The 25889-nt window shown below is 71.3% G+C and carries 23 protein-coding genes; 10 read left to right on the top strand and 13 right to left on the bottom strand.

Annotation, left to right across the window (positions count from 1 at the left end):
* Positions 1 to 184: 184 nt before the first annotated feature.
* Positions 185 to 1564, bottom strand: coding sequence for an MFS transporter (locus tag AC5L3X_RS03650; protein ID WP_494855079.1), 1380 nt, complete (start codon positions 1562 to 1564; stop codon positions 185 to 187).
* A gap of 217 nt (positions 1565 to 1781) precedes the next feature.
* Between AC5L3X_RS03650 and AC5L3X_RS03645 the strand changes: the two genes are divergently transcribed.
* The 3 genes from AC5L3X_RS03645 to AC5L3X_RS03635 are packed head-to-tail and all read left to right on the top strand — an operon-like array spanning position 1782 to position 4478.
* Entirely contained in the window at positions 1782 to 2693 is a 912-nt protein-coding gene (locus AC5L3X_RS03645) for an ABC transporter ATP-binding protein (RefSeq protein WP_494855078.1), read from the top strand.
* On the top strand, positions 2671 to 3462 hold the full coding sequence (locus AC5L3X_RS03640; protein WP_494855076.1) for an ABC transporter permease: 792 nt from the start codon (positions 2671 to 2673) through the stop codon (positions 3460 to 3462). The genes AC5L3X_RS03645 and AC5L3X_RS03640 overlap by 23 nt, the downstream gene beginning before the upstream one ends.
* 2 nt (positions 3463 to 3464) lie before the next feature.
* Positions 3465 to 4478: a PucR family transcriptional regulator gene (locus AC5L3X_RS03635; protein WP_494855074.1), complete on the top strand. Its 1014-nt coding sequence runs from the start codon at positions 3465 to 3467 to the stop codon at positions 4476 to 4478.
* A 7-nt stretch (positions 4479 to 4485) separates the two neighbouring features.
* Here AC5L3X_RS03635 and AC5L3X_RS03630 read toward each other — a convergent pair whose 3' ends face one another.
* The gene (locus AC5L3X_RS03630) at positions 4486 to 5487 is read right to left on the bottom strand and encodes a LysR family transcriptional regulator (RefSeq protein ID WP_494855073.1); all 1002 of its coding nucleotides are present in this window, start codon (positions 5485 to 5487) and stop codon (positions 4486 to 4488) included.
* Between the two features lie 125 nt (positions 5488 to 5612).
* Between AC5L3X_RS03630 and AC5L3X_RS03625 the strand changes: the two genes are divergently transcribed.
* The gene (locus tag AC5L3X_RS03625) at positions 5613 to 6866 is read left to right on the top strand and encodes an alpha/beta fold hydrolase (protein ID WP_494855071.1); all 1254 of its coding nucleotides are present in this window, start codon (positions 5613 to 5615) and stop codon (positions 6864 to 6866) included.
* 249 nt (positions 6867 to 7115) lie between these two features.
* A complete protein-coding gene (locus AC5L3X_RS03620; RefSeq protein ID WP_494855070.1) occupies positions 7116 to 8432 on the top strand; it encodes a M64 family metallopeptidase in 1317 nt (438 codons plus the stop codon).
* A gap of 106 nt (positions 8433 to 8538) precedes the next feature.
* Here the strand turns inward: AC5L3X_RS03620 and AC5L3X_RS03615 are convergent, their stop codons facing one another.
* Positions 8539 to 9486: a quinone oxidoreductase family protein gene (locus tag AC5L3X_RS03615; RefSeq protein ID WP_494855068.1), complete on the bottom strand. Its 948-nt coding sequence runs from the start codon at positions 9484 to 9486 to the stop codon at positions 8539 to 8541.
* Positions 9487 to 9603: 117 nt separating this feature from the next.
* On the opposite strand from AC5L3X_RS03615, the gene AC5L3X_RS03610 reads away from it, so the two are divergent.
* Both AC5L3X_RS03610 and AC5L3X_RS03605 read left to right on the top strand, forming a co-directional pair.
* Positions 9604 to 10119, top strand: coding sequence for a SigE family RNA polymerase sigma factor (locus AC5L3X_RS03610; protein WP_494855066.1), 516 nt, complete (start codon positions 9604 to 9606; stop codon positions 10117 to 10119).
* Positions 10116 to 11219 (top strand): hypothetical protein, encoded by a 1104-nt coding sequence (locus tag AC5L3X_RS03605; protein WP_494855065.1) that lies wholly within the window; start codon positions 10116 to 10118, stop codon positions 11217 to 11219. Before AC5L3X_RS03610 ends, AC5L3X_RS03605 begins: the two co-directional genes overlap by 4 nt.
* A gap of 107 nt (positions 11220 to 11326) precedes the next feature.
* Here the strand turns inward: AC5L3X_RS03605 and AC5L3X_RS03600 are convergent, their stop codons facing one another.
* The 8 genes from AC5L3X_RS03600 to AC5L3X_RS03565 all read right to left on the bottom strand — a co-directional run bounded on the left by AC5L3X_RS03600 (position 11327) and on the right by AC5L3X_RS03565 (position 19439).
* The gene (locus AC5L3X_RS03600) at positions 11327 to 12943 is read right to left on the bottom strand and encodes a serine/threonine-protein kinase (RefSeq protein ID WP_494855064.1); all 1617 of its coding nucleotides are present in this window, start codon (positions 12941 to 12943) and stop codon (positions 11327 to 11329) included.
* 11 nt (positions 12944 to 12954) lie between these two features.
* Positions 12955 to 13524 carry an RloB family protein gene (locus tag AC5L3X_RS03595; RefSeq protein ID WP_494855561.1) on the bottom strand — a complete coding sequence of 190 codons (570 nt, stop codon included), beginning with the start codon at positions 13522 to 13524 and terminating at the stop codon, positions 12955 to 12957.
* A 67-nt stretch (positions 13525 to 13591) separates the two neighbouring features.
* Entirely contained in the window at positions 13592 to 14869 is a 1278-nt protein-coding gene (locus AC5L3X_RS03590; protein WP_494855062.1) for an AAA family ATPase, read from the bottom strand.
* 42 nt (positions 14870 to 14911) lie between these two features.
* Positions 14912 to 15529, bottom strand: coding sequence for an HAD family hydrolase (locus AC5L3X_RS03585; RefSeq protein WP_494855060.1), 618 nt, complete (start codon positions 15527 to 15529; stop codon positions 14912 to 14914).
* A 34-nt stretch (positions 15530 to 15563) separates the two neighbouring features.
* Positions 15564 to 16634, bottom strand: coding sequence for an ABC transporter ATP-binding protein (locus AC5L3X_RS03580; protein WP_494855059.1), 1071 nt, complete (start codon positions 16632 to 16634; stop codon positions 15564 to 15566).
* Positions 16631 to 17482, bottom strand: coding sequence for an ABC transporter permease (locus AC5L3X_RS03575; protein ID WP_494855058.1), 852 nt, complete (start codon positions 17480 to 17482; stop codon positions 16631 to 16633). Before AC5L3X_RS03575 ends, AC5L3X_RS03580 begins: the two co-directional genes overlap by 4 nt.
* Positions 17470 to 18294, bottom strand: coding sequence for an ABC transporter permease (locus tag AC5L3X_RS03570; protein ID WP_189127527.1), 825 nt, complete (start codon positions 18292 to 18294; stop codon positions 17470 to 17472). The genes AC5L3X_RS03575 and AC5L3X_RS03570 overlap by 13 nt, the downstream gene beginning before the upstream one ends.
* Positions 18291 to 19439 carry an ABC transporter substrate-binding protein gene (locus AC5L3X_RS03565; protein WP_494855056.1) on the bottom strand — a complete coding sequence of 383 codons (1149 nt, stop codon included), beginning with the start codon at positions 19437 to 19439 and terminating at the stop codon, positions 18291 to 18293. Before AC5L3X_RS03565 ends, AC5L3X_RS03570 begins: the two co-directional genes overlap by 4 nt.
* Before the next feature lie 112 nt (positions 19440 to 19551).
* Here AC5L3X_RS03565 and AC5L3X_RS03560 point away from each other — a divergent pair, with 112 nt between their 5' ends.
* From AC5L3X_RS03560 to AC5L3X_RS03550, 3 genes are all read left to right on the top strand, one after another.
* Positions 19552 to 20298 (top strand): GntR family transcriptional regulator, encoded by a 747-nt coding sequence (locus AC5L3X_RS03560; RefSeq protein WP_189127529.1) that lies wholly within the window; start codon positions 19552 to 19554, stop codon positions 20296 to 20298.
* A 79-nt stretch (positions 20299 to 20377) separates the two neighbouring features.
* Entirely contained in the window at positions 20378 to 20644 is a 267-nt protein-coding gene (locus AC5L3X_RS03555) for a DUF6504 family protein (protein ID WP_189127530.1), read from the top strand.
* Positions 20644 to 24414: a DNA polymerase III subunit alpha gene (locus tag AC5L3X_RS03550; protein WP_494855055.1), complete on the top strand. Its 3771-nt coding sequence runs from the start codon at positions 20644 to 20646 to the stop codon at positions 24412 to 24414. Before AC5L3X_RS03555 ends, AC5L3X_RS03550 begins: the two co-directional genes overlap by 1 nt.
* 6 nt (positions 24415 to 24420) lie before the next feature.
* Here AC5L3X_RS03550 and AC5L3X_RS03545 read toward each other — a convergent pair whose 3' ends face one another.
* Both AC5L3X_RS03545 and AC5L3X_RS03540 read right to left on the bottom strand, forming a co-directional pair.
* Positions 24421 to 25125, bottom strand: coding sequence for a DUF4328 domain-containing protein (locus tag AC5L3X_RS03545; protein ID WP_494855054.1), 705 nt, complete (start codon positions 25123 to 25125; stop codon positions 24421 to 24423).
* Between the two features lie 46 nt (positions 25126 to 25171).
* A complete protein-coding gene (locus AC5L3X_RS03540) occupies positions 25172 to 25819 on the bottom strand; it encodes a response regulator (RefSeq protein WP_494855053.1) in 648 nt (215 codons plus the stop codon).
* Positions 25820 to 25889 lie beyond the last annotated feature (70 nt).

Below are 25889 nucleotides of genomic sequence, written 5' to 3'. Positions count from 1 at the left end.
GCCCTCGCGAGGGCCCGATGAGGTCACGCGGGCAAGATCGTGCCGGAGGTCGGCGGGGGGCGAGGAGAGAACGCGGGAGGTCACCTCGCCGCGGGCGTAAGGCTCCGGCGGCGGGTGACCGTTCTTCCTGAGTCACGGCTGCCGGGGCGGTCGCGCAGCGCGTCCACCGCCCCGGCAGGGGCCGTCAGCCGCGTGCCGCGTCCAGGACCTTGGCGGCGTCGCGCTCGAAGGAGGCGCGGGCGCCGAGGGTGAGCAGGCCGCCGATCACCATCGCCGGCACCAGGATGTACATGCCGGACAGCAGCGAGCCCATCCGGTCGGAGACGATGCCCACGATCAGCGAGCCGAACGCGCCGCCCGCTGTGATCAGCAGTTGCAGCACGCCGAAGCCGAGCCCGCGCGCGCTGGCCGGTACGACGTCCGCGACGCAGGCCATCATGTTCGGGATGGCGATCGACATGAGCGAGCAGGCCAGCAGGGTCAGGACCGTGAGCCCGGCGATCGAGTCCACGGAGAGGGCGAGCGCCAGCACGGCGGAGCCGATCGTGATGCCGCCGCCACCGGCGAGCAGCCGCCCGCCCTTGCGGGTGCCGTGCCACCTGCGGCCCAGCCAGGAGCCGATCAGGGTGCCCGCGAGCGTGCCCGCGATGGTGATCAGGCCGCTGAGCGACCCGGCGGCGCCTGCGCCCACGCCGAAGGTGCGCACCATCAGCGACGGCAGCCAGTAGAAGACACCGGCCAGGCCGAGCGTGAGCAGGCTGAGCCCGGCGCAGACGAAGAGCAGCGTGGGGATGGACAGCACCTGGCGGATCTGCGGCCAGAACGGCGGCTTCGCGGCGGGCACGGCGTCGTCCGAGTGCCCGTCAGGCGGTACGGTCGGCGGCGTCACGGGGGGCGCGCCCGGCGTCGCCGTGCCGGAGGCCGGGGCGAGCCTGGCGACCAGCCGGTCCAGCTCGCCTCGGCCGGGTTCACGCAGTCGCCAGACGAGCCAGGCCGTCACCAGCCCCGGGACGACCATGATGAGGAACGCGCTGCGCCAGCCGTACGCCTGCCCGAGGACACCGCCGAGCAGGGTGCCGACACCGCCCAGGTAGGTCGTGACCCGGGTCAGCCCGTACGCCTTGGCCCGGCTGACTGGGGGGTAGTAGTCGGCGAGCAAGCTGCCCGAGGCGGGGTTGTCGATGTTCTCGGCCGCGGCGAGCAGCACGCGCATCAGGTAGAACATCGCGAACCCCGTCGCGAGGCCCGAGCCGAGCGTCGCCACGGCCCAGATGACGACCACGGTGGCGATGATGCGGGTGCGGTTGCGCCGGTCGGCCAGGTAGCCGGCGGGCAGCGCGACCAGCGCGCCCGCGAGCGCGGCGGCCGTGGGGATGGAGCCCGCGGCGGTGTCGCTGAAGCCCCACTCCTGCTGCACCAGCGGCAGCACGCCGGACAGCAGGTTGTACTCGATGCGGTCGACGAGCCCGACGATGAACAGGACGACGAGCGGCGCCCAACCGAATGGCGCGGGTTTGTCCGCGTCGATCTCCCCCGTGCGATGCGATCCGAACGTCCCGACCATACGAGTCCTTTCACGAGGCAACTCTAGAATCTCGTTCTAGGTGAACGTTCTAGCCAGAGTGGCAGAAGTCACAGGATTCGTAAATGGGTGACTCGTGAAACGAACGGCACCCGCCCATCCACGCCGGCGGCGTTGCCGGATGCCGGAAGGCAAGCGCCCCGGCGGCTGCCGAGATGCGCCCGTGACGCCGCCGCCCCCAGAGCGGGACCATGTCGGCATGACAGCAGTGGTGCGGGCCGAAGGGCTGACGAAGTACTACGGCAGGCGCAGGGGCCTGGAGGATCTCACGCTCGACATCCGGCCGGGCGAGATCTTCGGCTACCTGGGGCCGAACGGCGCGGGCAAGACGACCACGATCCGGTTACTGCTCGACGTGATCAGGCCGACCCGCGGCCACGTCCGCGTCCTCGGCGCCGACTCACGGGAGGCCGCGGTGCGGCGCCGGATCGGCTACCTGCCGGGCGATCTGGCGCTGGAGGAACGTGAGCCGGGACGCGCCTACCTGCGGTTTCTCGGCAAGGTGCGCGGCGGAGTGCCGGCCGGCCGGATCGACGCGCTGGCCGAACGGCTGGACGCCGACCTGTCGGTGCCCATGCGCAAGCTCTCCAAGGGCAACAGGCAGAAGATCGGGCTGATCCAGGCGTTCATGCACGAGCCGGAGTTCCTCATTCTGGACGAGCCGACCGGCGGGCTCGACCCCCTGGTGCAGCAGGAGTTCCTCGCCATGGTCCGCGAGGTGCGCACCTCCGGCCGCACGGTGCTGATGTCCTCGCACGTGCTCGCCGAGGTGGAGCACGTCTCCGACCGGGTGGGCATCGTACGGGCCGGCCGCCTGGTCGCGGTCGAGAACGTGGCCGCGCTGCGCGAGAAGGCGGTGCGCCGCGTGGAGTTCCACTTCGACGCCCCCGTGCCGCGCGAGGCGTTCGAGCACCTGCCGGGGGTGCGCGACCTGCGGGTGGCGGGCGCCAGCGTACGCTGCACCATCGACGGCCGGCCGGACCCCCTGATCAAGGCCGCCGCCCGCTTCACCGTCGTGCACATGGTCAGCGCCGAGCCCGACCTGGAGGAGATCTTCCTCACCTACTACAGCGGGGAGGACCACGATCATGATCGCCAAGTGTCTGCGTGACTGGCGCAGGACGCTCATCTGGTGGACGATCGGCATCGGCGCCTTCATGGCGCTCTACCTCGGCACCTACCAGAGCATCAAGCAGTCCCCGGAGATCTACGGCCCGGCCGGCCTGGCCAAGTTCCCCGGCGCGCTCCGTGATCTCATGGGCGGCCTGGAGGACTTCACCTCCGGCACCGGCTACCTCCAGTCGGTGGTCTACCAGCTCTTCGTGCCGCTCCTGTTCATCGTCTGCGCGATGGTCCTGGCGGGCCGGGCGCTCGCCGGCCCCGAGGAGGCGGGCACGCTAGAGCTGATCGTCACGCTGCCCGTCGACCGCAGGCGGCTGGTGCTGGAGAGGTTCGCCTCGATCGCGCTCGGCCTGCTCGCCGTGGCCGCCGTGACCCTGCTGGTGACCTGGGCGATGGCGGAGGCCGTCGGCATGGGCGTCGGCTTCGACCGGATCCTCGCCGCCCATCTCGGGGTCTACCTGCTCGCGCTGCTCTTCGGCACGGTGACGCTGGCCGTGGGCGCGGCCACCGGCCGCAAGGCGGCAGGCTCGGCGGTCATGGGCGTCTGGGCCGTGCTCGGCTACATGGTCGTCACGATCGGCCGGAACGTCGAGGCCATCGCCTGGCTCAAGTGGGTCTCGCCGTTCCACTACTACGCCGAGGGCAGGCCGCTGTACGAGGGTCTCCCGGCCGGCGACTACCTGGTGCTGGCGGCCGCGACGGCCGTGCTGGCGCTCACGGCGGTCCTCGCCTTCGACAGGCGCGACGTAGGAGTCTGACGGTGACCTCAGAGGCGCCCGCCGACCTGCTCGGCGAGCACTTACAGGTGCTGGCCGAGGCGGCCGCCACCGGACGGCGGCCCGGCCGGGCGGCGCTCGACCGCTACCGCGAGGCCGGCGGCCGGGCCGCCCGGCTCGGGGTGCCGCTGCGGTCGCTGGTCGACGCCGCCCTCGCGGCGGCCGAGGGCCTGGCCGGCGACGCGGTCCTGCCCGCTCTGCGCCGCGCCGTCTCGGCGCTGATGGAGGGGTACGAGCGGGCGCAGCTGGTCGCCTTCCGAGAGGAGGAGGCGGCACGCAGGGAGTTCGTCGACGACCTGCTCCTGGGCCGGGCCGAACGGCTGGCCGAGCGGGCCGAGCACTTCGGGTTGCGGCTGGCTGAGTCGTACGTGGTGGCGGTGGCCGGCGGTCTCGAGGACGGCGACCAGGACCGGATCGAACGTGACCTGATCGCCCGGTTCGGCTCGCACAACGTCCTGGTCGCGGTCCGCGACGGCCGGCTGGTCTGCGTGGTCCCGGCCACGCTCCCGGCGGCGGTGGGAGAGTTCACCCACCACGTGCGGGCCCGGTTCGCGCCCGGCTGGCGGGTCGGGATCGGCCGCCCGCAGCGCGGCCCCGGCGGCGTGGTCGCCTCCTATCGGGAGGCCGTGGGCGCGCTCGACCTGGCCGACCGGCTCGGCCTGCGGTCCGACGTCGTCAAGGCCGCCGACCTGCTCGTCTTCCCCGTGCTGCTGCGTGACCGGGTCGCCATGGAGGACCTGGTGACCAGCGTGCTGAGCCCGTTGCTGCACACGCGGGGCGGGCACGAGCCGCTGCTGGAGACCCTGGAGGCGGTCTTCGCCTCGCACGGCAACCACGCGGCGGCCGCGCGCCGCCTCGGGCTCAGCACGCGCGCCATCACCTACCGGCTCGAACGCGTCCGCCGCCTGACCGGCTTCTCGCCCGAGGACCCCACGCAGCGCTTCACGCTGGAGACGGCCGTTCTCGGCGCCCGGTTGCTCGACTGGCCCTGGCCCTGACCCCGGCTCACCGGCCGCTCAAGGCCGGAGGGGCGGTGGAGGCCGGGTGGGCAGGCTGCGGGCCGGGCGCCGCGCCGGACCGGCGGGCCCGCCAGGAGGCGTAGACGGGGTGACCCGACAGCGCCTCCTCGTGGGCCTCGGCGGCCAGAGCCGCCAGCTCGTCGGCGCGGTGCGCGAGCGAGCCGTCGTGCCGCCAGGCCACCAGGTGCCGGATCCACAGGGGCGTCCCAGCCAGCGGGCGGACCACGAGGCCGTCTCCGGGCGCGAACGTGGCCTGGCAGGGCGAGACGGCCTGCCCGCCGGCGATGAGGACGCGGATCATCGGCACCTCGATCATGATGTGCCGCACGTTCGGCGCGAACCCGGCGTCCCGGCACGCCGCGACGAAGCACTCCGGCCAGCCGGCTCCGTCCGGGGGCGACAACACCCAGTCGTCGTCGGCGAGCCGGGCGAGAGGCACCTCGTCCAGCGAGGCGAGGGGATGGGCGGCGGCCATGGCGACGAAGACCGGCTCCACGGCGACGGGACGCGCGCCCACCGAGGCGGGGATGGGCAGCTCGTGGCCCGGATAGTCGACCAGGGTGGCGGCGTCCAGCCGCCGCGAGACGAGCAGGTCGAGCAGCAGCCGGGGGGAGTGCTCGGTGTGCACGGTGATGGCGGCGCCCGGCACCTCGAACAGCCGCCGCAGCAGCCCGCTGAGCACCGGATTGGCATAGCCACCGAGCCGGGCCTGGGCCGCGTGGCCGGTCGACGGCATGACGCCCGTCATCAGCTCGTCGACGGTCTGCAACGCCGACCGCGCCCGGATGAGCACGAACTGCCCGAACGGGGTGGGCGTCACGCCCAGCCGGCTGCGCCGGTAGACCTGGCCGCCGAGCGTCGACTCGATCCGCTGCAACTGGGCGGTGAGGGCGGGCTGCGAGACGCCCAGGGCGACCGCGGCCTTGCTCAGGCTGCCCGCGTCAGAGATCTCGCACAAGGTCCGCAGATGCCGTAACTCCAGCTGCATGTTCTCAACCTAGTGCGAGATCGCCTGCGATATAACGCATGATTTATCCCTCCCTGGGATAAGACGCGGCCCGCTCGCCTGCCGCAGAGTTCAGGGTGACCCGCCGATTCCCAGAAGGGATCTTCATGCCTGTGACGTACCACCGCTCCGGTCTCGTCTTCACCGAGCACACGATCACCGTCCCGCTCGACCACACGCGCCCGGACGGGCCGGTGATCGAGGTGTTCGGGCGCGAGGTGGTCGCCGCGGACCGCGGTGGGAGGGACCTGCCCTGGCTGCTCTACCTGCAGGGCGGTCCGGGCCACAGCGCGCCGCGGTCGCCGGCCGCCTGGGTGCGCCGCGCCACCCGCGACTACCGGGTGCTGCTGCTGGACCAGCGGGGCACCGGACGCAGCACGCCCGCCAACCGGAGGTCGCTGGCCCGCCTCGACGACCCGGCCGCGCACCTGCGGCACTTCCGGGCCGACTCCATCGTCAGGGACGCCGAGCTGTTCCGGGGGCACCTGGCCGGCGACCGTCCGTGGAGCGTGCTCGGGCAGAGCTTCGGCGGCTTCTGCGCGCTCACCTACCTGTCCCTGGCCCCGGAGGGGCTGCGCGAAGTCATGATCGCGGGCGGGCTGCCCTCCCTGACGGCGGGTCCCGAGGAGGTGTACCGGGCCGCCTATCCCCGGGTCCTGGCGCACAACGACCGGTTCTTCGCCCGTTACCCGGAGGACCAGGCCATCGCCCGCCGGGTGGCCGACCACCTCGCACGATGCGAGGAGCTCCTGCCCGGTGGCGGGCGGCTGACCCCGCGGCGCTTCCAAAGCCTCGGCATCACCTTCGGCGGGGAGTCGTCCTTCGACACGCTCCACCACCTGCTGGAGGAGGCGTTCGCCGACGAGAAGACGCTGTCCGACGTGTTCCTGCGCCGGGTGGACGCGTTGGTGTCCTACACGGAGTATCCGTTGTACGCGCTGTTGCACGAGGCCGCCTACTGCCAGGGCGCCGCCTCCGGCTGGGCCGCGCACCGCGTGCTCGGCGAGTTTCCGGAGTTCGACGTGGAACTGGGCGGGCAGGTCCGGTTCCTCGGTGAGATGATCTTTCCGTGGCACTTCGAGGAGGATCCGGCGCTCGTCCCGCTGCGCGCCTGCGCCGAGGAGCTGGCCGCCTGCCGATCCTGGCCGCCCCTGTACGACCTGGAACGGCTGGCCCGCAACGAGGTGCCCGTGTCCGCGGTGATCTACTACGACGACATGTACGTGGACCGCGACCACTCCCTCCGTACGGCGGGCATGGTGCGCGACCTGTCCTGGTGGATCACCAACGAGTACGCCCACGACGGCCTGAAGGCGGACGTGGCCGTCCTCGACCGGCTCATCGCGATGGCGCGGCGGTGAGCCCGGCCCCCGCCATCGTCGCTCCTCGCCGGACGGTCGCATAGCTCCCGATCTGCCATAACCACCGGGTTATGGCAGAGGGCGTCGCCCTCATCCCGAACACGGATAACTCCCGGGTTATCTCCCGGCCTGAGCTGGGTGTTCGCGGAGTGTGCTTTTGCGGCCCACCGGCTCGACATCCCAGCGTTACCGCCCCGTGATCCGCGACCGCCAACAATCTGCGCCATATCCCCCTAATGGAGGAACTCCATGCGCAAACTAAGCTTGGCTGTCGGGAGCATTCTGCTGGCCACCTGCCTGTCGGCCGCACCCGCGTACGCGGACGACCCGGACACCCGGCGGGTCGAGGTCTTCGGCGAGGACGCGCCCCAGGGCTATGTCGAGATCCCGAAGGCCGACGCCAACCGGAGGGGCCTGGCCGCGCCGACCGGAACCGTGACGCCCATCGAGGTCAACGGTCCCAGCGACAAGCGGATCGACCTGGTCTATCTCGGCGACGGCTTCACCGCGGCCGAGCAGGACCTCTACACCTCCCAGGTGGCGCACAGCTGGGAGGTGCTCGCGCAGCGCGAGCCGTTCAAGACCTACCGCAAGCTGTTCAACGTCTGGCAGGTCAACGTCGTCTCCAACGAGTCCGGCTCCGACAACGACCCGACCGAGGGCGTGCGGAAGGACACGGCGCTCAACGGCGAGTATTACTGCGAGGGCCTGGCCCGTCTGATCTGCATCGACGTCCCCATCGCCCAGTCCTACGCCGCGCTCGCCCCGGCCTACGACCAGATCGCCGTCGTCATCAACAGCACCACGTACGGCGGCGCCGGCTACACCGACGAGGAGCTGGTCACCTTCTCCGGCGGCCATGTCTCCGGCGCGGAGATCCTGCCGCACGAGCTCGGCCACTCCCTCGGCGACCTGGCCGACGAGTACCCCTACTGGGCCTATCCCGACGACGGCAGCACCTACACCGGCCCGGAGCCGGCGGAGCGCAACATCTCGATCCACAACGCCGAGCGGCAGGCGGCCCAGCAGGCCAAGTGGTGGCGCTGGCTGGGCGCCCCGACTCCGGACGGCGGCGCCATCGGCACCTTCGAGGGCGCGTACTACAACAACCTCGGCATCTACCGGCCCAGCGACAACTCGCTGATGCGGTCCCTGCGCAAGCCGTTCAACCTGGTCGGCAGCGAGGAGATGACCCGCAGGTTCTACGAGACGACCGGTCTCGTCGACGCGGCCACCCCGAGCGACAAGCCGGTGCGGGCGCCCGCCAGGCTGTCGGTCACGCACGTCGACATCCCGACCGTGTCCACCCGCTGGTTCGTCAACGGCGAGGAGATCGCCGAGTGGGCCGGAGCCACCTCGGTCGACGTCCTGGCCAAGAAGCCGAAGGGGAAGCCCGAGGGCCCGTGGTGCGGCCGTAAGGACCTGGAGCGGAAGAAGGGCGAGTGCGCCTACACCGTCACCGTCTCCGACTCCACCGACTTCGTGCGCGACCCCGGGTACCGCGCCGACACCCTGACCACCTCGATCACCTGGAAGGTCGACTACAAGCACGGCCCCAAGAAGTAGTGCCCGCGCCGGCCGGACGGTGCCGGCGGTGGACCTCCCGGACCGGACCCGCCCACGACAGCCGGACGTCGTGGGCGGGTTCCCGGCTGCTGCCTCAGGCGATCGGTTACGGGACCAGCAGCAGCTTGCCGGTGGTGCGGCGGGCGGCCAGGTCCTCGTGAGCCCGTACGGCCTCCACCAGCGGGTAGCGGTGGGAGATGTTGATCTTCAGTTCGCCGGAGGCGATCCAGCCGAACACGTCGGAGGACCGCCGCAGCAGTTCGTCCCGCTCGGCGATGTAGTGGACCAGGGTCGGCCGGGTGAGGAAGAGCGACCCGTTCTGGTTGAGCCGCTGCGGATCGACCGGCGGCACCGGCCCGCTGGCCGCCCCGAACAGCGCCATGAGCCCGCGCGGGCGGAGCGCCACCAGCCCGCCGTCGAACGTGGTGGCCCCCACGCCGTCGTAGACGACGTCCATCCGGTCGCGCAGCGCCTCGGCGAAGTCGTCGTAGCGCAGCACCTCGTCGGCCCCCGCCTCGCGGGCCAGCTTCTCCTTCTCCTCGGTCGACACCGTCGCGAACACCCGGGCGCCCCTGAGCTTGGCCAGCTGGGTGAGCAGCTGGCCCATGCCTCCGGCGGCGGCGTGCACGAGCACGTTGTCGCCCTCGCGCACCTCGTGGGTGGAGTGCGTGAGGTAGTGGGCCGTCATCCCCTGGAGCATCGCGGCGGCGGCCACCTCGGCCGGCACCCCGTCCGGCACCGGCACCACCCGGGCCGCGGGCACCACGGCCTTCTCGGCGTAGCTGCCGAGCACGTTCACCCAGGCCACGGTGTCGCCCACGGCCACGCCGCGCACGCCCGGCCCCACGGCGGACACGACACCGGCTCCCTCTGTCCCGATGGGACTCGGCAGGGACAGGGGATAGGCCCCGGAGCGGTGGTAGATGTCGATGAAGTTGACCCCGCTCGCCGCGACGTCGACCAGCACCTCACCCTCTCCCGGCACGGGGTCGGGATGCTCGGCGTATACGAGGACGTCTGGACCGCCCTGGGCGGTGATGACTATGGCACGCATGCTTCTAGTCAACCCCGCCCATAACCGCGTATTCCACGGGGCTCCCCGTACGCCTCGGAAATGGGCGACAACCTTTCGCCCGGAAGGTCGCGTTGGAACGGGTGAGAGGAGATCACATTGGATCGTCACGACGACTTCCGTGAGTTCGTGCTCGCCCGCCAGCAGGTCTTGATGCGGACGGCGTACTTGCTCACGGGAGACGCGCACCTCGCCGAGGACTTACTGCAGAGCGTCCTGATCAAGGTCGCGGGCAAGTGGCCCAAGCTGTCCGGCGGCAACCCCGAGGCGTACGTCCGCAAGGCGCTCGTCAACCAGTACATCTCGTGGAAGCGCCGGCCGCGGCCGGAGGTGCCGAGCACCGAGCTGCCAGAGCGTGGTGCCTCCCATGACGACGCCGCGCTCCATCGGATCGTGTTGCGCCAGGCTCTCGCCAGGCTGGCGCCCAGGCAGCGGGCCGTGATCGTGCTGCGGTTCTGGGAGGACCTGACCGAAGCGCAGACCGCCGAGGCGCTCGGTTGCTCGCCCGGCACCGTCAAGAGCCAGGCCCATCACGCGCTGGCCCGCCTGCGGGCGTTCGCGCCCGAACTGGCGTGTCTGCTGAACGATTCGGAGATGGAGGAGGTAGCCCGATGACGAGGCTGCGTGAGGCGCTGGACGGCATCGCCGCGGAGGCGCCTCTGGTGAACCTGGCCGACGTGGCCGTGGCGGGCCACCGGCGCCGGCGGCGGGCCACCGCCGTGCTGGCCGCCGCCGCGACGGTCGCGGTGGTGGGCGCGGCGAGCATCGCCGTCGCACCGCCGTGGCAGCGAGCCGACCGTACGGCCACGCCGCAGGGGGTGGACACCGTTCCCGACCTGCCGGACGGGGCGGTGGGGCCGATCGCGTACGCGTTCCAGACGCCCTGCGAGAAACAGAGAAATCCGGTCCGTATCGACTGCGGCACGGTCGAGTGGCGGGTGGTCACCCGGAGCGGCAGGACGTATCGGGTGCCGCAGGCGCTGGTCAGCACCGCCAAGGACCACAAGGTGCCCGTCGCGATCAGCCGGGACGGGCGCATGCTCGCCTACTACAGCCGCCAGGCCCAGGCGCACGTGGTCCGCGACCTGGTGGGCGGCACGCAGGCGACCTCGCCTGTCACCGTGAAGGAGGAGCGGATCAGCATGGGCTCCACGCTGGCGCTCTCCGACGACGGCCGCTACCTGATCTTCGATCCGCGCGAGGGGACCAAGGATCCCGGGTTGCTGATCGACGTGCGCACCGGCAAGAGCCGGCCGGTGGACGGCAACTACGAGGTGGTCAGCATCAAGGGCGGCGTCGCCGTGCTGGTCCGTTACGTCAAAACCGACCTGTGGCGGATGCCGGTCACCGGCGGAGGCCGGCCGGTGCGCTTCGACGGGAAGTTCATCATGTTCAGCGAGATCGCCCCAGATGGCCGCACGGTGGCCGCCTTCGAGTTCTCGGACTACGCCAAGCGCAGGCTCACCGTGCTCGACGCCAAGAGCGGACAGCCCCTTCGGAAAGTGCCCATCCGCGGGCTGCCCGCAGGCCGTGGCGGAGCTGTGATGGGCACCGCTCTGTGGACCAGCGGATCCGAGGTCGCGGTCGTCTACCAGAGCCGGGACGACGTCCGCACGTACGCGGTCAACGTCAAGACCGGACAGGCCCACCAGGTGGCCCGCTACCCGGGAGTTTTGCACATGAGGCTGGTACTGCCCGGGGTCGCGAGCCAATAAGCGGGGGCGGTAGACCGGCCCGGCGGGCAGCGGGAACGCCACCGCCGGCGCGGCGACCAGGAACACCCGATCTCCCACCAGGCGGCCACGACCGACGGCACCGCGAATCAGGGGTCCTTCTGGCCGCGCAGCTCGAAGTCGTCGAACGCCGTCTTCATCAGTGACGAGCCGCCCTTCGGCGTGCGCGCGAACACCCCGACGGCGCCGTTGCCGATGCCGTTGGGGTCGTCGACCTGGTGGATCCGGTCGCCGTTCACCCACATCGTCAGCCGCACGCCGTTGCCGCGCCGCTCGCAGGCGGCCTCGATGCGGGCCCTGCCCGGCAGGTCGTCGACCATGACCGGCTGGGCCAGGGTGCCGCCCGAGCCGTCGAAGACCCGCCGGATACGGGCGTTGCCCGTCGTGTCGAGCCCGAACTCGTAGTAGGTGTCGGCATCGACGGCGTGGCAGTAGACGCCGTACTCGCCGCTGCCGGTGATGTGCTTGACCTCGGCGGTGACGGCTACGACCACGGTCTCGGGCAGCATCGGCGTCGGGCTGGCCGTCGGATTGGGGGAGGACGTGGGCTTTTCGTACAGGAATGGCAGCGGGGCCTGGGCCCAGCGCTCCTCGCGGTTCTCCCCGACGTCGAGGCCGTAGGTGCCGTCGGTCCGATAGCCGTAGCTGGTCGTGTCCTCGGGGTCGTATCTGCCGTTCCAGCCGCCGGAGGTCTGCGTGAAGTCCTCCTGGTAGAGCATCGGGAATTCGGGCGGGCCGCTGGGCGCGAGCAACGCCCATGCCCCCACGCCCAGGCCCACGACGACAGCCGCGGCCACGGCGAGCCCCATGACGAGCCGGGCCCTGCCGGCACGGTAGGGGCCGATCTGGGTCAGCGGAGTGGTGTGCTGCTGCCACGCCACCTGTACGTTTCTGGCGGCCTGCTCCGGCTCGGCCGAGCGGCCCACGAGATGGTCGAGCAACTGCTGCGCGGTCGGCCGCCTGGCCGGGTCCTTGTGCAGCGCGGCCCTGACCAGGTCGCGCATCGCCGGGTCGACGGCGTCGAGGTCGGGCTCGGTGTTGAGCACCTGGTAGACGATCGTGGGCAGCGAGTCGCCGGGAAACGGCGCCTTCCCGCTGGCGGCGAAGGCCACCAGGCAGCCCCACGAGAACACGTCGCAGGCCGGCGAGACCGGCATGCCGCGCAGCACCTCGGGCGCCATGTACCGGGGCGTGCCGACGAGCTCCCCGGTGCCGGTGACCCCGCCCAGCGTGTCGAGCGCCCTGGCGATGCCGAAGTCGATGACCCGCGGCCCGACCGGTGACAGCAGCACGTTGGACGGCTTGAGATCGCGGTGCACCACCCCGGCCCCGTGGATGGCGGTCAGGCCGGTCGCCACGCTGACGGCCAGCGCGTCGAGGCTCGACCCCTTGAGCGGCCCCGACTGCCGCACCGCGTCCTCCAGGCTGGGCCCCGGGACGTACTCGGTGACGACGTAGAGCTGGTCGCCGTCGAGCGCCGCCTCCAGCACCGCGGCCGTGCAGAACCTGCGCACTCGCCGGGCGGCGTCGGCCTCCCTGCGAAAACGCATCCTGAACTGCTCGTGCTGGCTGAGCTCGGGATTGATCACCTTGACGGCGACCTGCTGCCCCGTGGCGTCCTCGGCAAGGTAGACCGTGCCCATTCCGCCCCGGCCCAGCACGCTCAACAGCTTGTAGCGCCCGATGTGGGATGATTCACGGCTCACGGCGCGCTAGCTTACCGATTCCTGCCCGACTGGCGTATGACGTCCACGATCAGCCACGCGTTGGTGGATGGATTTCGGCCCCGGCGGTTGGGCTCGCAATGCTGCGGATCCACGCGCTGGGCGCGCTCGCGGGCGGCCTCGTGACGGGCGAAAGGGAAGTCTCGGCCCAGGTGTTTGTCATAGTCCTTGATGTGTCTTCGGAGTTTGCGCCTGATCTGGTCGGAGTCGTGCGCCGCGGCGCACGACTCGAAGTGGTAGAGGATCCACAGTTCGAAGCACGGCAGTGAGACCACCAGATTGATCTGTTCCCTGCGCGCCGCGATCAGCGCTTGGTCGAGCGTGTCGTGGTCGTCGACGTCGACTACGCACCAGACCTCGTCGTAGGCGATGTCGCCATCTCGCTGGGCACGGGCCTCCCTGTCTTTCCTGTCGCGCTCGCGAATCGCGTAGCCCACCAAGGAACCCGGGTCGCGGCCGAGACCGATCACCTTGCAGTTGCGGATTTCGACGGGAAGGGAGCGAAAGTGGTCGCGAACTCCTTCGAAGTACTCGACCTCGGTGACCTGACCTTCGCAGACGATGAGGACGCGCTTCTTCGGTGCTCGTCTGCCGGTGGGGCGATCAAGGCGCGGGGGGTACGCCTGGGACTCATCGTGTCTCGTCGTCCCTCTCCCGGAAGACTTCGCGGATGCTGTCGAAGTTGAGGTAGGGCACCGCTCCGTAGCGCCCCTGAAGGTAGCCGCGTTCGACGTTCTCGTCGCGCCGCGGATGGAATTCGGAGAGGGCATAGAGGCTGGTGGCGCCTGAGTCGTCCTTTTCGGTGAACCAGACCTCGTCCCTGGCCATGATCTCGTCCTCGAGCATCGAGCCCAGCAACGTCGTGTCGTGAGAGGCGAAGACCAACTGGGCTCCGTGTCTGTTGATCTCTGGATCCTTGAACATGCGGATCAGACTGGAACTGAGGAGGGGGTGCAGGCTGGAGTCGATCTCGTCGGTGATGAGCACACAGTCTCCGCGGAGGGTGATGAGCGCGTGGCCGAGCAGGGAGAGCCAGGCCCTGGTGCCGGCGCTTTCCTCGTCAAGGCCGAGCGACACGCCACCGGTCGATCTGCGCAGCACGACCCGCGCCCGAACCGCTCGCAACGCGGCTTCTGACGACGGTACGGCGAAATCCTCCGGGTAGAGCCTGGCGAACTCATCCAGCACGGGGTCGTCCGGTGTCTCGACCAACTCGGCTCGCTCCACGCCGAGATCCGCGATGCGCAGGAGTTTGTTGAGGGCCGGGGCGAAGTCCGTTTCGTTCAGCAGGAATTTCGCCAGGTGAAGGCGCAGCTTCTGGTCTTCCTCGCCATGCTGCGCGAACAGCACCTTCCCAACCAGGCTCGCGTACAGATCGCCAAGCAACGGGTGGTTGTTGGACGCCGCGGCGGACAGGTAGAGCGAATTGGGTCGGGTGAGTCGCCGGATGCGCTGAATCTCGCCGGTGAGTCCGCGGCCGAAGGCCATGTCGTCGGCCGCGGATCGCTCGAACAACCTCTTCTTTCGGCCGTGGGGGAACGTATAGAGCCATTCGCCCAAGACCCGGGTGTCGTCCACTTCGAAGCCGTAGGAATACCGCGTTTCGTCGTGCAGGAAGTCCACTTCGAAGAACGACGCGGTCGCCAGGCCTGTCTCCGAGAGCTTGAACGCCTGTCGGGGCACTCCGCCGACCGGCCCCCATCGGGTATGTGACGATCGGATCGCGTCGATCATCCAGATCAAGGCACTGAGCACGTTGGACTTGCCAGAGGCGTTCGCTCCGTAGATGCCGGCCACTCGGACCGTGCCGAGATCCTTCGTCTCACCCCGGCGAGGAACGGCGACGAGGGAGAGTGTCTGCTCATCACGGATGGACCGATGATTGGCCACTCTGAAGCGCAACAACATGACGATCTTCTCCCTGCACAAGTCTGCGGCCAGACTACATATTCAACCGTGCTTGTGAAGGGATTCCCCGCGAGGAAGCATGAAATCACATACCCATGGCAATCCGGCGGGGTCGGCGATGAGGACGTGGCAGCCGGCGGCGGTGGCGGCGGCGATGCCGGGCGGGCTGTCCTCGACGGCGACGCAGCGGCGCGGGTCCACGCCGAGCCGGCGGGCCGCCTCCAGGTAGGGGTCAGGGGACGGCTTGCCGCGGACGGCGTCCTCGGCGGCGATGACCAGGTCGAACTCGTGGCGGAGCCGGGGCAGCACCAGTTCGACGATGCTCCGGGGCGAGGCGCTGACCAGGGCGGTGGGGATGCCCTGCGCGGACAGCGCGGCGAGCAGGTCGACGGCGCCGGGCACGACGTCGACGCCCCGGCCGACGCGGTCGGCGAAGGCGTCGGTGAGGCGCCGGCCGACCTCGGCCCGCTCACCGGCGCCGGCGGTCTCCACCAAGTACGCCGCCACGTCCTCGATCATGCGGCCGAGGACGTGGGGCACGTCGGCGGGCCCGAGCGTCACGCCCAGCGAACCGGCCACCGCCTCCGTGGCCTGCCACCAGAGGGTCTCGGTGTCCACCAGGGTGCCGTCCAGGTCGAACAGGACGGCCCGCGGTGGCACGGAAGCAGGCTCTGGAGGCGGCTGGGCGGGCACCTCAGACGGCATCGGCCGTGGCGGGCGCCGGGACCGTGACCGTCCGGGCCGCCACCAGGACGGGCCGCTCGACCAGCCGCACGCCGACCCGGGCGCCGGGCGTCAGGCGCACGGCCTCGTGACCGGGCACGTCGGCGAGCACCTCGCCGCCTTCCAGGGCCAGCCGCAGCCGGACGGACGCGCCGCGGAAGGACGCGGCGATCACCTCGGCGGCGCCGTCTGCGGCCGGTGTGACCCGCACCGCCTCCGGGCGGATCAGCACGTCCACGTCGGGGTCGGCCGGGGCGGTGCCGTCGACGGGCAGGAGCTGGCCGAGGACCGTCACCTGGTCGCCGGAGACCCGCCCGGCCAGGTGGTTCATGGTGCCGACGAACTCGGCGACGAACGGCGTGGCCGGCCGGTCGTACACCTCGGCGGGCGGGCCGACCTGCTCCAGCCGGCCCTCGCGCAGCACCGCGACCCGGTCGGCGATCGACAGGGCCTCCTCCTGGTCGTGGGTGACGAAGACGGTGGTGATGCCGAGGTCGAGCTGGAGGCGGCGGATCTCCTCGCGCAGCGAGACGCGTACCTTCGCGTCCAGCGCCGACAGCGGCTCGTCGAGCAGCAGGACCCGCGGCTCCAGGGCCAGCGCGCGGGCCAGGGCGACGCGCTGCTGCTGACCGCCGGACAGCTCATGAGGGTAGCGCTCGGCGTGGTCGGGCAGCCCGACCAGCTCCAGCAACTCGGCGGCCTTGGCCCGTCTGGTGGCGACGGGCACCCGGCGGACCCGCAGGCCGAAGGCGACGTTGTCGCGGGCGTTGAGGTTGGGGAAGAGCGAGTAGGACTGGAAGACCATGCCCGCGTCGCGCTTGCTGGCCGGGACGTCGGTGATGTCCTTGCCGTCGACGAGCACGGCTCCCGAGTCGGGCCGTTCGAACCCGGCGACGCACCGCAGCGCGGTCGTCTTGCCGCAGCCCGAGGGGCCGAGCAGGGCGACGAACTCGCCCGGCTCGATGGTCAGGTCGAGCCCGTCCAGCGCGACCGTCTTGCCGAAGATCCGCCGTAGCCCGCGGAACTCCACCTTGGACGTCATTTCTTCTCCCTCCCGAACGCGCTGGAGACCGCGAGCAGCAGCAGCCAGATGAGCAGCAGGCTGAGGATCGAGACCGCGACCGACAGCTGCCCTCGCGAGCCGGAGATCGTCACGATCCACACCGCGAACGGCTGGTAGCCGAGCAGCCTGGCCACGGTGAACTCGCCGAACACCAGGGCGAGCGTGAGGAACGACGCGCTGGCCAGGGCCGAGCGCAGGTTGGGGATGATCACCCGGAACACCACGTGCGGCCACGACGCGCCCAGGTTGCGGGCCGCCTCGACCAGGGTCCGCACGTCCATCGTGCGCAGCCCCGCGTCCAGCGACCGGTAGACGAACGGCAGCACCAGCACCACGTACGCCAGGACCAGCACGATCGGGAACGCCGGATCCTGCACCGCGATGAGCGTGGCCCAGAACGGCGTCGGAGCCAGCACGTCGGCCCCGGCGCGCAGCGAGGTGCCGAGCCCGGCCACGAACGTGATCGGCGGTACCACCAGCGGCAGCGTGCAGAGCACCTCCATGACCGGCCGCAGCCGCGGCGTGAAGAGCCGTACGGCCAGCATCGCGGGCAGCGTGAGCAGCAGGGCGAGCGCGATCGTGGCGAGCCCGAGCCCCAGCGAGAGGGCCAGGCTCCCGGCGAAGCCCTCGGCGGTCAGCAGCTCGCCGTAGGCGGCGAACGACACCCCGGCGGTCGGGGTGTAGATCGTGTACCAGAGCGACGCCCCGAGCGGCACCAGGAAGTAGAGCCCGGCCAGCACGAGGACCAGCGCCCGCCAGGCGCGCGGCCGGGCCGCCGGGGGCGCGGCCGTGGCCGGCGTTCGCTCCAGGCCGGTCACCGCAGCCATCGGGTGCTCCTCTTCTGCAGCGGCAGGTAGACCGCCATGACCAGGCCCGCGATCACGATCATGTCGAGGCTGAGCGCGAGCGCGACGTTCTCCTGGCCGATCAGCACGTCGCTGGTCAGCGCGTTCGCGATCTTCAGCGTGACCAGCGGCACGACCGTGCCGGCGCCCATGGCCGCCGCCGTGGCGTAGGCCGCGAACGCCGACCCGAACAGCAGCACCACGCCGCCGAGCAGCGCGGGTGTCAGCACCGGCAGGCCGACGTAGCGCCAGTAGTGCCAGGCGGTGGCGCCGTTGCCGGCCGCCGCCTCGCGCCACTGCGGCCGCAGCCCGTCGAGGGCGGGCGCCATGACCAGCACCATCAACGGGACCGAGAAGTAGAGATAGACCACGACCAGGCCCCAGAAGGTGTAGAGCGCGCCCGAGGGCAGCCCCAGCAGCCCGCTGACCACGCCGGAGTTGCCCAGCGTGGCCACCCAGAAGAAGGCCAGCGGGACACCGCCGAAGTTGGCCAGCACGCCGGACGCCGTCAGCACCGACTGCCGCAGCGCCGCGAACCTGGAGGTCACGACCGCGTAGGCGAGGAACGTGCCGAGCACGGCGCCCAGCAGCGCCACGACGGCCGACACCTGGACGCTGCCGGCCATCGAGGTCAGGTTGCCGCCCTGCAGGCTCTGCCGCATGTTCTCGAGCGTCGGCCGTCCCTGCGAGGTGAAGGCGCCCACCAGCAGCGCGACCAGCGGGACGCCGAAGACGAACGCGTAGAAGGCGAACAGGGGCAGCGTGCCGAGCCACCCCCTGGACCTGGTCGTCATCCGGAGATGGCGGCGTCCCAGCCGCTGGCCAGCTTGGCCTTGGCCGCGTCGACCTGGGCGCTCGTCGGGAAGGTGGGCGTGCCCTCGACCTTGGGCAGCGCCTCGGCCGCGACCTTGTCGACCGTGCCGTCGGCCTCCATCGCGGGCAGCAGCACCGGCCGGGCGAAGCCCTTCAGGTAGAGGTTCTGGCCTTCGGGGCTGTAAAGGTACTCCTGCCACAGGCGGGCCGCCGCCGGGTGCGGGGCGTCCTTGTTGATGGCCTGCGCGTACATCTGGAAGTACTTGCCGTCGCTCGGCACGTTGACCTTCCAGTCGAGACCCTTGGCCGCCATCTGCGGCGCGTAGGCGGCGTTGTTGTAGTCCCAGTCGATGCTGATCTGGGTCTCGCCCTTCTCGATCGTCGCCGGCGTGGTCTCGACCGGGTTGAAGTTGCCCGCGTCCTTCAGCTTCTTGAAGAAGTCGAGGCCCGGCTGGATGTCGTCGAAGGAGCCGCCGTTCGCGATCGACGCGGCGTAGACGCCGGCGAACGCCGAGCCCGACTTGGTGGGGTTGCCGTTGAGCGCGACCTTGCCCTTGTACTCGGGCTTGAGCAGGTCGGCGAAGCTCGTCGGGCAGGTGGCGATCTTCTTGGCGTCGCAGCCGATCGAGATGTAGCCGCCGTAGTCGTTGGTCCAGAGTCCGGTGGGCTCCTTCTGGCCCTCGGGGATCTTGTCGAACGTCTGCACCTTGTACGGGGCGAACAGGCCCTCGGCGGCGCCGCTGATCGCGAACGACTGGCCGAGGTCGAGCACGTCGGGCGCCCGGTCCTGGCCCTTGCGGGTCTTGACGGCGTTGATCTCGTCGGCGCTGGCGGCGTCGGGATCCTCGCTCTCGATCTTGATGCCGTACTTGGCCTCGAACGACTTGATGATCTCGCCGTAGTTGGCCCAGTCGGGCGGCAACGCGATGACGTGCAGGTTGCCTTCCTCCTTGGCCGCCTCCACCAGCTTGTCCAGGCCGCCGAAGTCGGCGGCGGAGGTGGCGGTGCGCGCGCTGACGCCGCCCTTCGCTGCCTGGTGTTCGGTGCCGGGCGCGGCGCCGCAGGCCGCGGTGACTGCCGCAAGTGCTGCTACAACGCCTGCCACACGGGCGCGAGATGTGAACACGTCGTCTCCACTCTCCGGGGGGTGTGGAAAGAATTTAAGGGAGCTTGTACAAACAAGCCAGCACCAGTAAGTCCCATAAAGATTGCTCTTTCATGAACGGGAAAGGTCGCGGATGGTCGCCCGCTATGAACGGATCGCCGCCGAGCTGCGCGACGAGATCATCGGCGGCGTCCGTCCGGTCGGCTCGCAGCTGCCCACCGAGTCGGAGCTGGCCGCGCGCTACTCCGCCGCCCGCGGCACGGTACGGCAGGCGGTGGCCCTGCTCGTCGCCGAAGGGCTGGTCGGGTCGCGCCAGGGGGCCAGGCGCATCGTGCTGGGCCACGCCCGCAGCCAGAGCTTCGCCGAGCTGCACAGCTTCGCCCAGTGGGCCCGCGCCAACGGCTACCGCTTCGGCGGCCAGGTGATCAGTCAGCGTCGCAGGCCGGCGACGCCGGCCGAGTCCGCCCGGCTCGGCTGCGAGGAGGTGCTGGAGGTGCTGCGGGTGCGCTCGCTGGAGGGCGAGCCGGTGCTGGTCGAGCGGACCGCCTACGCGGGCTGGACGGCCGCCGCCGTCGAACGGCTGCCGGCCGACTGCGAGTCGGTCACCGAGGCGCTGCGCGCCTCGGTCGGGCTGGTCTTCGCCTACGGCGAGCACCTCATCGACGCGGTCCCGGCCGGCGCGCACGACGCCCGCCTGCTGGGGGTACGGCGCGGCAGCCCGCTCCTGCGGCAGCGCCGGATCACCACCACGCACGAGGGCAGGCCGGTGGAGTGGTCGGACGACCGCTACCGGGCGGGCAGCGTGGAGTTCAGTGTGCGCAACTCGATCGGCGCCAATCCGCTGGCGCGGCAGGCGGGCGACTTGCGCTTCGGAGGCTGAGAACATATGTTCGATACATAGCGCCCGCCTTCCCCCGGGTGGCTCAGCACAGGCACCAAGAGCCGCGGGGAGAAGCGACTTGAGCAGACTCTATGGCGATCCGATCGAGGTGTGGACCAGGGACGGGGAGCCCACCCAGTTCGTCTGGCGCGATCGCCTCTACCTCGTCCGCCGCGTCCTCGACCACTGGGTGGTCGCGCGCGAGTGGTGGAAGACCAGCGAGGGAGACCCCGGCGAGCGCCAGTTCTGGCGGGTCGAGGCCAGTCCGGGGCGTGAGCCCGGCTCCTACGAGCTGAGGTTCGACACCGCCAGCAGCGGCTGGCTGCTGCTGAGGGCGTGGGACTGATGGCCGCGCCGTTCCCGCACCTGAACGTGTGCTCGGCCTACTCGATGCGCTACGGCACCGCCTTCCCCCAGGCCCTGGCGCGGCGGGCGGCCGAGGACGGGATGGACATCCTCGCGCTGACCGACCGCGACGGCCTCTACGGAGCGGTCAAGCACGCGCATGCCTGCGCGGACGCCGGGATCGGCCCGGTCCTCGGCGTCAGCCTGGCGCTCGCCGCCCAGGGCACCGGCTTCGACCCGGTCCCCGGTGCCGAAGCCGGTCTCGATCCCGACCTGCTGCCCGGGTTCGCGCCCCGGTCCGGCAGCGGGCCCGGCAGCGGGTCCGGTCGCGGGTCAGGGCGGGGGGCCGGTCGCGGGTCGGGCCGGTCGGGTGGCCATGGGCCGGGCTCCCGGAGCGGGCGGCCCCGGACGGGGCCCGACTCGGCCGACCGGGTCACCGTGCTGGCGCGTTCGGGCGGCTGGTCCCGGCTGGCGCGCCTGGTCACGGCCGCCCACTACGCGGCCGAGCGCGGCGCGCCCCGGATCACCCGCGAGCTGGTCGCGACCTGGGCGGGCTCGGGCGCCGATGGGCTGGTGGTGCTCCTGGGCCCGCGCTCCGACGTGGGCCGCGCGGTGGCCGAGCGGCGCGACGACCGCGCCAGGGCGCTGCTCGACCTGTGGCGCTCCACGGTCCCCGGCGGCGTGGTGGTCGAGCTGGTCGACCAGTACGGCTACCGCGACGCCATCACCGCCGTCCGCATGCTGGCCCTGGCCGAGTCGCTCGGCGTGCCCGCCGTGCTGACCAACGCCGTCAGATACCTCGACCCCGCCGACCACCAGGTGGGCGACGTGCTCGACGCGGCCCGCCAGCTGGTCCCGCTGCACCCCCGCCACCTGGAACGTGCCACGTCCCACGCCTACCTCAAGAGCACGAAGGACATGCGGCAGGTGGCCGCCAAGATCTGCGGCTCCGACCAGACCCGGATCGCCGACCTGCTGCGCACCACCAGGCGCGTCGCCGAGGAGTGCGTGATCGACCCGGTCGAGCTGCTCGCGCTGCGCCGCGACCCGCCCAACCTGCACCTGCCTGAGATCGGCCGCGACCCGGTGCCGCTGCTGCGCCACCGCGTCGAGGACGGCCTGGTCTCCCGCGGCCTGGCCCGCTCCCGCGAGGCCAGGGAGCGGCTCACGGCCGAGATGGACATCATCGAGAAGAAGCGCCTGTCCGGATACTTCATCGCCGTGGCCGGCATCACCGACATGATCCGCGGCATGGACGTCCGCTGCGCGATCCGCGGCTCGGGCGCGGGCAGCCTGGTCAACTACCTCATCGGCATCGGCGAGGTCGACCCGCTCCGGCACGGCCTGCTCATGGAGCGCTTCCTGTCCGAGGGCCGCGTCGGGCTGCCCGACATCGACGTCGACGTCGAGTCCGCGCGCCGGCTCGACTGCTACAAAGCGATCTTCGACAGGTACGGCGAGGCCCGCGTGGCCTGCGTGTCCATGATGGAGACCTACCGGGCGCGCAGCGCGATCCGCGACGTGGCGGGGGCGATGGGGTTGCCGCCGCACGAGATCGACGCGATCGCCAAGGCGTTCCCGCACATCCGGGCCGCGCAGATCACCGCCTCGCTGACCGACCTGCCCGAGCTGCGCGAGAGCCGGCTCGGCGAGGCGGGGCTGGAGCGGGTGTTCCGGCTGGCCGAGAAGCTCGACGGGCTGCCCAGGCACATCGCGCTGCACCCGTGCGGGGTGCTGATCGGCAACTCCGGCCTGCGTGACCGCACCCCGGTGGAGCGGAGCCTGCTGGAGTTCCCGATGTCGCAGTTCGACAAGGAGGACGTGGAGGAGGCCGGCCTGCTCAAGCTCGACGTGCTGGGCGTGCGGATGCAGTCGGCGATGGCCTACACGCTGGGCGAGATCGAGCGGGTCGACGACGTCGTGGTCGCCCTCGACCGGCAGAGCGGCGCCGAGCCGGGCGTCCAGTACGTGTCCCACGACGACCAGGACACCTACGACATGATCTGCGCCGGCCGTACCCTCGGCTGCTTCCAGATCGAGTCGCCGGGGCAGCGTGAGCTCGTCGCCAAGCTGGAGCCGCGCAGGATGCACGACCTGATCGTGGACATCTCACTGTTCCGGCCCGGACCGGTCAACTCCGACATGGTCACGCCCTACCTGGAGGCCAGGCACGGGTGGCGCCGGCCACGCTATCCGCACGAGAGGCTGCGCGAGGCGCTGAAGGAGACGCACGGCGTGGTGGTCTTCCACGAGCAGGTGCTCAAGATCATCTCGGTGATGACCGGCAGGGACCTGTCGTTCGCCGAGATGTTGCGGCGCGCGCTGGGCACGCCCGAGGGGCGGGAGCGGGTCCGCAATGCGTTCGTGCCGCTGGCCAGGGCCAACGGGTTCGACGACGCCTCCGTGGAACGAGCCTGGCAGGTGCTCGACGCGTTCGGCGGGTTCGGCTTCTGCAAGGCGCACGCGGCCGCGTTCGCGCTGCCCACCTACCAGTCGGCGTGGCTCAAGCGGCACCACGCGGCGGCGTTCTTCGCCGGGGTGCTCACGCACGAGCCCGGCATGTACCCGCAGCGCGTCATCATCGACGAGGCCCGGCAGTGCGGGGTCGCGATCCTGCCGCTGGACATCAACAAGTCGGCCCGCGACTGGCGGGTGGAGCGGTTCGGGCCACGCCCCGCCGCCCGGATCCGGGTCACCCCCGCCGCCCTGGGCGAGGACGACCCGCCGCGCCGGATCGCCGACTTCGACGCCGGGCAGCTCGGCAGGGGCTACGCGCTGCGGGTGCCGTTCTCGGCGATCAAGGGGGTGAGCGAGGCGGAGGTCGGGCGCATGGTCGCCGGCCAGCCGTACACGTCGCTCGCCGACTTCTGGGACCGGGCCCGCCCGTCGCGCCCCACCATCGAGCGGATCGTCCAGGTCGGCGGCCTGGACGAGCTCCACGACCTGCGTCCCGGCGGCCCCCGCTGGCGCCCCGGCCGGCTCACCCGCCGCGACCTGATCGCCCAGGTCGGCACCCTCGACCGAGCCTCCGCCTCCGGGGTCGCGGCCACGGCGCGATCGTCGAAGCGCTACACCGCCGCCCGCCCCGAGACCACCGCGATCGGCGCCGATGCCGTGCAGCTCCCCCTGGGCTTCACCGAGCACGTCCCGCCGGGCGAGCTGCCCGAGATGACCGAGGCCGAGATGGTCGAGGCCGAGCTGGAGATCCTGGGCATCGACGTCAGCCGGCACGTCATCAGCTTCCACGACGAGCTGCTCGACGCGCTCGGGGTGGTGCGCTCCAAGGACCTGCCGGCCCAGCGCAACGGCGCCGAGGTGCTGGTCGCCGGGGTCAAGGTGGCCACCCAGACGCCGGCCGTCCGCTCGGGCCGGCGCGTCATCTTCACCACCCTCGACGACTCGACGGGGCCGGTCGATCTGACGTTCTTCGAATCGGTGCAGGGCAGGTGCGCGGCGACGGTGTTCGGCGCCTGGCTCCTGGTCGCCAGGGGAGTGGTCAGGCGGACGGGCATCCGGGCGATCTCGATGCGCGCCGTCGACTGCTGGGACCTGGCCGACCTCGACGCGCTCTGGCGCTCGCGCGGCATCGAGGCGGTCCGGGCGGTCCTCGCCCGCACTGATGATGACCGGGAAGGGGTCGGCGGGCACCCGATCGAGTACGCCAACGGGTTCCGGCTCTCGCCCTACTCCGACCTCCCCCCAGCGGTCACCACCGCGCCCCGCCTGCTGTGGCACGCCAGCCAGGGCAGCTCGGGCCCCACGGCGGCCTGACGGGTTTCAGCCCGTCTGCCCGAGCGGCGCCGACTCCGGGGCGGGGGGCACCAGCGGGCGGACAGGCTGGACGGCGGCGAGCGGCGCGGGGCGGCGCTGGATGTCGGTGATCGTGCGGACCGTGGCCGCGCAGAGCAGCGCGGCCAGCGACAGGCAGGCGAGCTCCGGCACCCCGATCCCGGTGAGGTCGCCCGGCGACGACTCGAACAGCCGCGACCCGACCAGCACCAGCGTCGCCAGCCAGCTCACCCACCACGCCCCCAGCAGCGCGAGCCAGCGGACCCGGCGATCGATCTGCGGATGGGAGCCGCGCCAGACCTCGTCCACGAACACCGGCGGCGCCACCAGGTTGAGCCCCGGCACGAGCCACGCGGTCAGGACCGGACGCGAGTGGGCGGACCGGTCGTTGACCTGCCGGGCCCGTACGAGCCAGGTGAGGTAGGCGATCGCGGCGGCGACGGTGGTGCCGGCGACCAGCATCATCAGAACGGCGAAGACGGTCACGGCGCCCACGACGGCCTCGGCGTCGGCTCCGTGGGGCCGGCCGCCGAAGGAGGCGAGCTGGGCCGCGAGCCGCCGGCCGCGGACCGCTTCGAAGATCACGAGAGAGCCGAGGGAGAGCACCTGCGCGACCAGGGTCACGTAGACGGCGGAGGCGGCTTTGGTGGGCGGGGCCTGGGCGTAGCGCACGTTGTTCTCCCCCCGTGCCATGCGCTGAGGTTCTGACTCACTTGTATCCCGCCGACCTCGTTGTTAATCAGCTCACGACCCCGCTTTCCCACGCCCACGCTGCTATTCCCACCCGATTGCGGACACCGAGTTTGGCCGTGATGCTCCCGAGGTGCGTCTTCACGGTCGACAGCGACACGAACAGCTCGGCGGCCACCTCCTGGTTGGTGCGCCCCCTGGCCACCAGCCGCACGACGTCGAGCTCCCGGTCGGTCAGCGAGGGGTCCGCCGAGACGGCGCTCCGCCGGGGCTGGACCAGCTGCCGCAGCAGCCGTACGGTCACCGACGGCGACACCAGTGCCTCGCCGTCGGCGGCGGCCTTGACCGCCTCGATCAGCAGCGCGGGACCGCTGTCCTTGAGCAGGAACCCGGTGGCGCCCGACCGGAGCGCGCCGTAGACGTACTCGTCGAGGTCGAAGGTGGTGACGATGACCACCCGCAACGGGTCCTCCACTCCCGGGCCGGCCAGCAGCCGGGTCACCTCCAGCCCGTCGAGCTTCGGCATCCGGATGTCGAGCAGGCACACGTCCGGCCGGAGCCGCCTGGCCGCGGCGACCGCTTCGGCCCCGTCGGCGACGGCGGCCACGACCCGCATGTCCGGCTGGGCGTCCAAGATCATCTGGAAGCCGGTGCGCACCAGCTCCTGGTCATCGGCGATGAGCACACTGATAGTCACGGCCCACACTCTAGGTTCGCCCGGCCAGGATCGGCCGTTCGGCCGAGGCGGACCGGACGCACGGCCGATC

This window comes from Nonomuraea sp. CX421, assembly GCF_059358955.1.
This window is presented reverse-complemented; position numbering and strand designations above follow the sequence as displayed.

Excerpts from the sequence above, each read along its gene's own strand:
- AC5L3X_RS03570 (WP_189127527.1), bottom strand. The coding sequence starts at position 18,294 with ATGACGACCAGGTCCAGGGGGTGGCTCGGCACGCTGCCCCTGTTCGCC.
- AC5L3X_RS03630 (WP_494855073.1), bottom strand. The coding sequence starts at position 5,487 with ATGCAGCTGGAGTTACGGCATCTGCGGACCTTGTGCGAGATCTCTGAC.
- AC5L3X_RS03550 (WP_494855055.1), top strand. The coding sequence starts at position 20,644 with ATGGCCGCGCCGTTCCCGCACCTGAACGTGTGCTCGGCCTACTCGATG.
- AC5L3X_RS03640 (WP_494855076.1), top strand. The coding sequence starts at position 2,671 with ATGATCGCCAAGTGTCTGCGTGACTGGCGCAGGACGCTCATCTGGTGG.
- AC5L3X_RS03545 (WP_494855054.1), bottom strand. The coding sequence starts at position 25,125 with ATGGCACGGGGGGAGAACAACGTGCGCTACGCCCAGGCCCCGCCCACC.
- AC5L3X_RS03615 (WP_494855068.1), bottom strand. The coding sequence starts at position 9,486 with ATGCGTGCCATAGTCATCACCGCCCAGGGCGGTCCAGACGTCCTCGTA.
- AC5L3X_RS03650 (WP_494855079.1), bottom strand. The coding sequence starts at position 1,564 with ATGGTCGGGACGTTCGGATCGCATCGCACGGGGGAGATCGACGCGGAC.
- AC5L3X_RS03590 (WP_494855062.1), bottom strand. The coding sequence starts at position 14,869 with ATGTTGTTGCGCTTCAGAGTGGCCAATCATCGGTCCATCCGTGATGAG.
- AC5L3X_RS03620 (WP_494855070.1), top strand. The coding sequence starts at position 7,116 with ATGCGCAAACTAAGCTTGGCTGTCGGGAGCATTCTGCTGGCCACCTGC.
- AC5L3X_RS03605 (WP_494855065.1), top strand. The coding sequence starts at position 10,116 with ATGACGAGGCTGCGTGAGGCGCTGGACGGCATCGCCGCGGAGGCGCCT.
- AC5L3X_RS03625 (WP_494855071.1), top strand. The coding sequence starts at position 5,613 with ATGCCTGTGACGTACCACCGCTCCGGTCTCGTCTTCACCGAGCACACG.
- AC5L3X_RS03645 (WP_494855078.1), top strand. The coding sequence starts at position 1,782 with ATGACAGCAGTGGTGCGGGCCGAAGGGCTGACGAAGTACTACGGCAGG.
- AC5L3X_RS03560 (WP_189127529.1), top strand. The coding sequence starts at position 19,552 with ATGGTCGCCCGCTATGAACGGATCGCCGCCGAGCTGCGCGACGAGATC.
- AC5L3X_RS03575 (WP_494855058.1), bottom strand. The coding sequence starts at position 17,482 with ATGGCTGCGGTGACCGGCCTGGAGCGAACGCCGGCCACGGCCGCGCCC.
- AC5L3X_RS03580 (WP_494855059.1), bottom strand. The coding sequence starts at position 16,634 with ATGACGTCCAAGGTGGAGTTCCGCGGGCTACGGCGGATCTTCGGCAAG.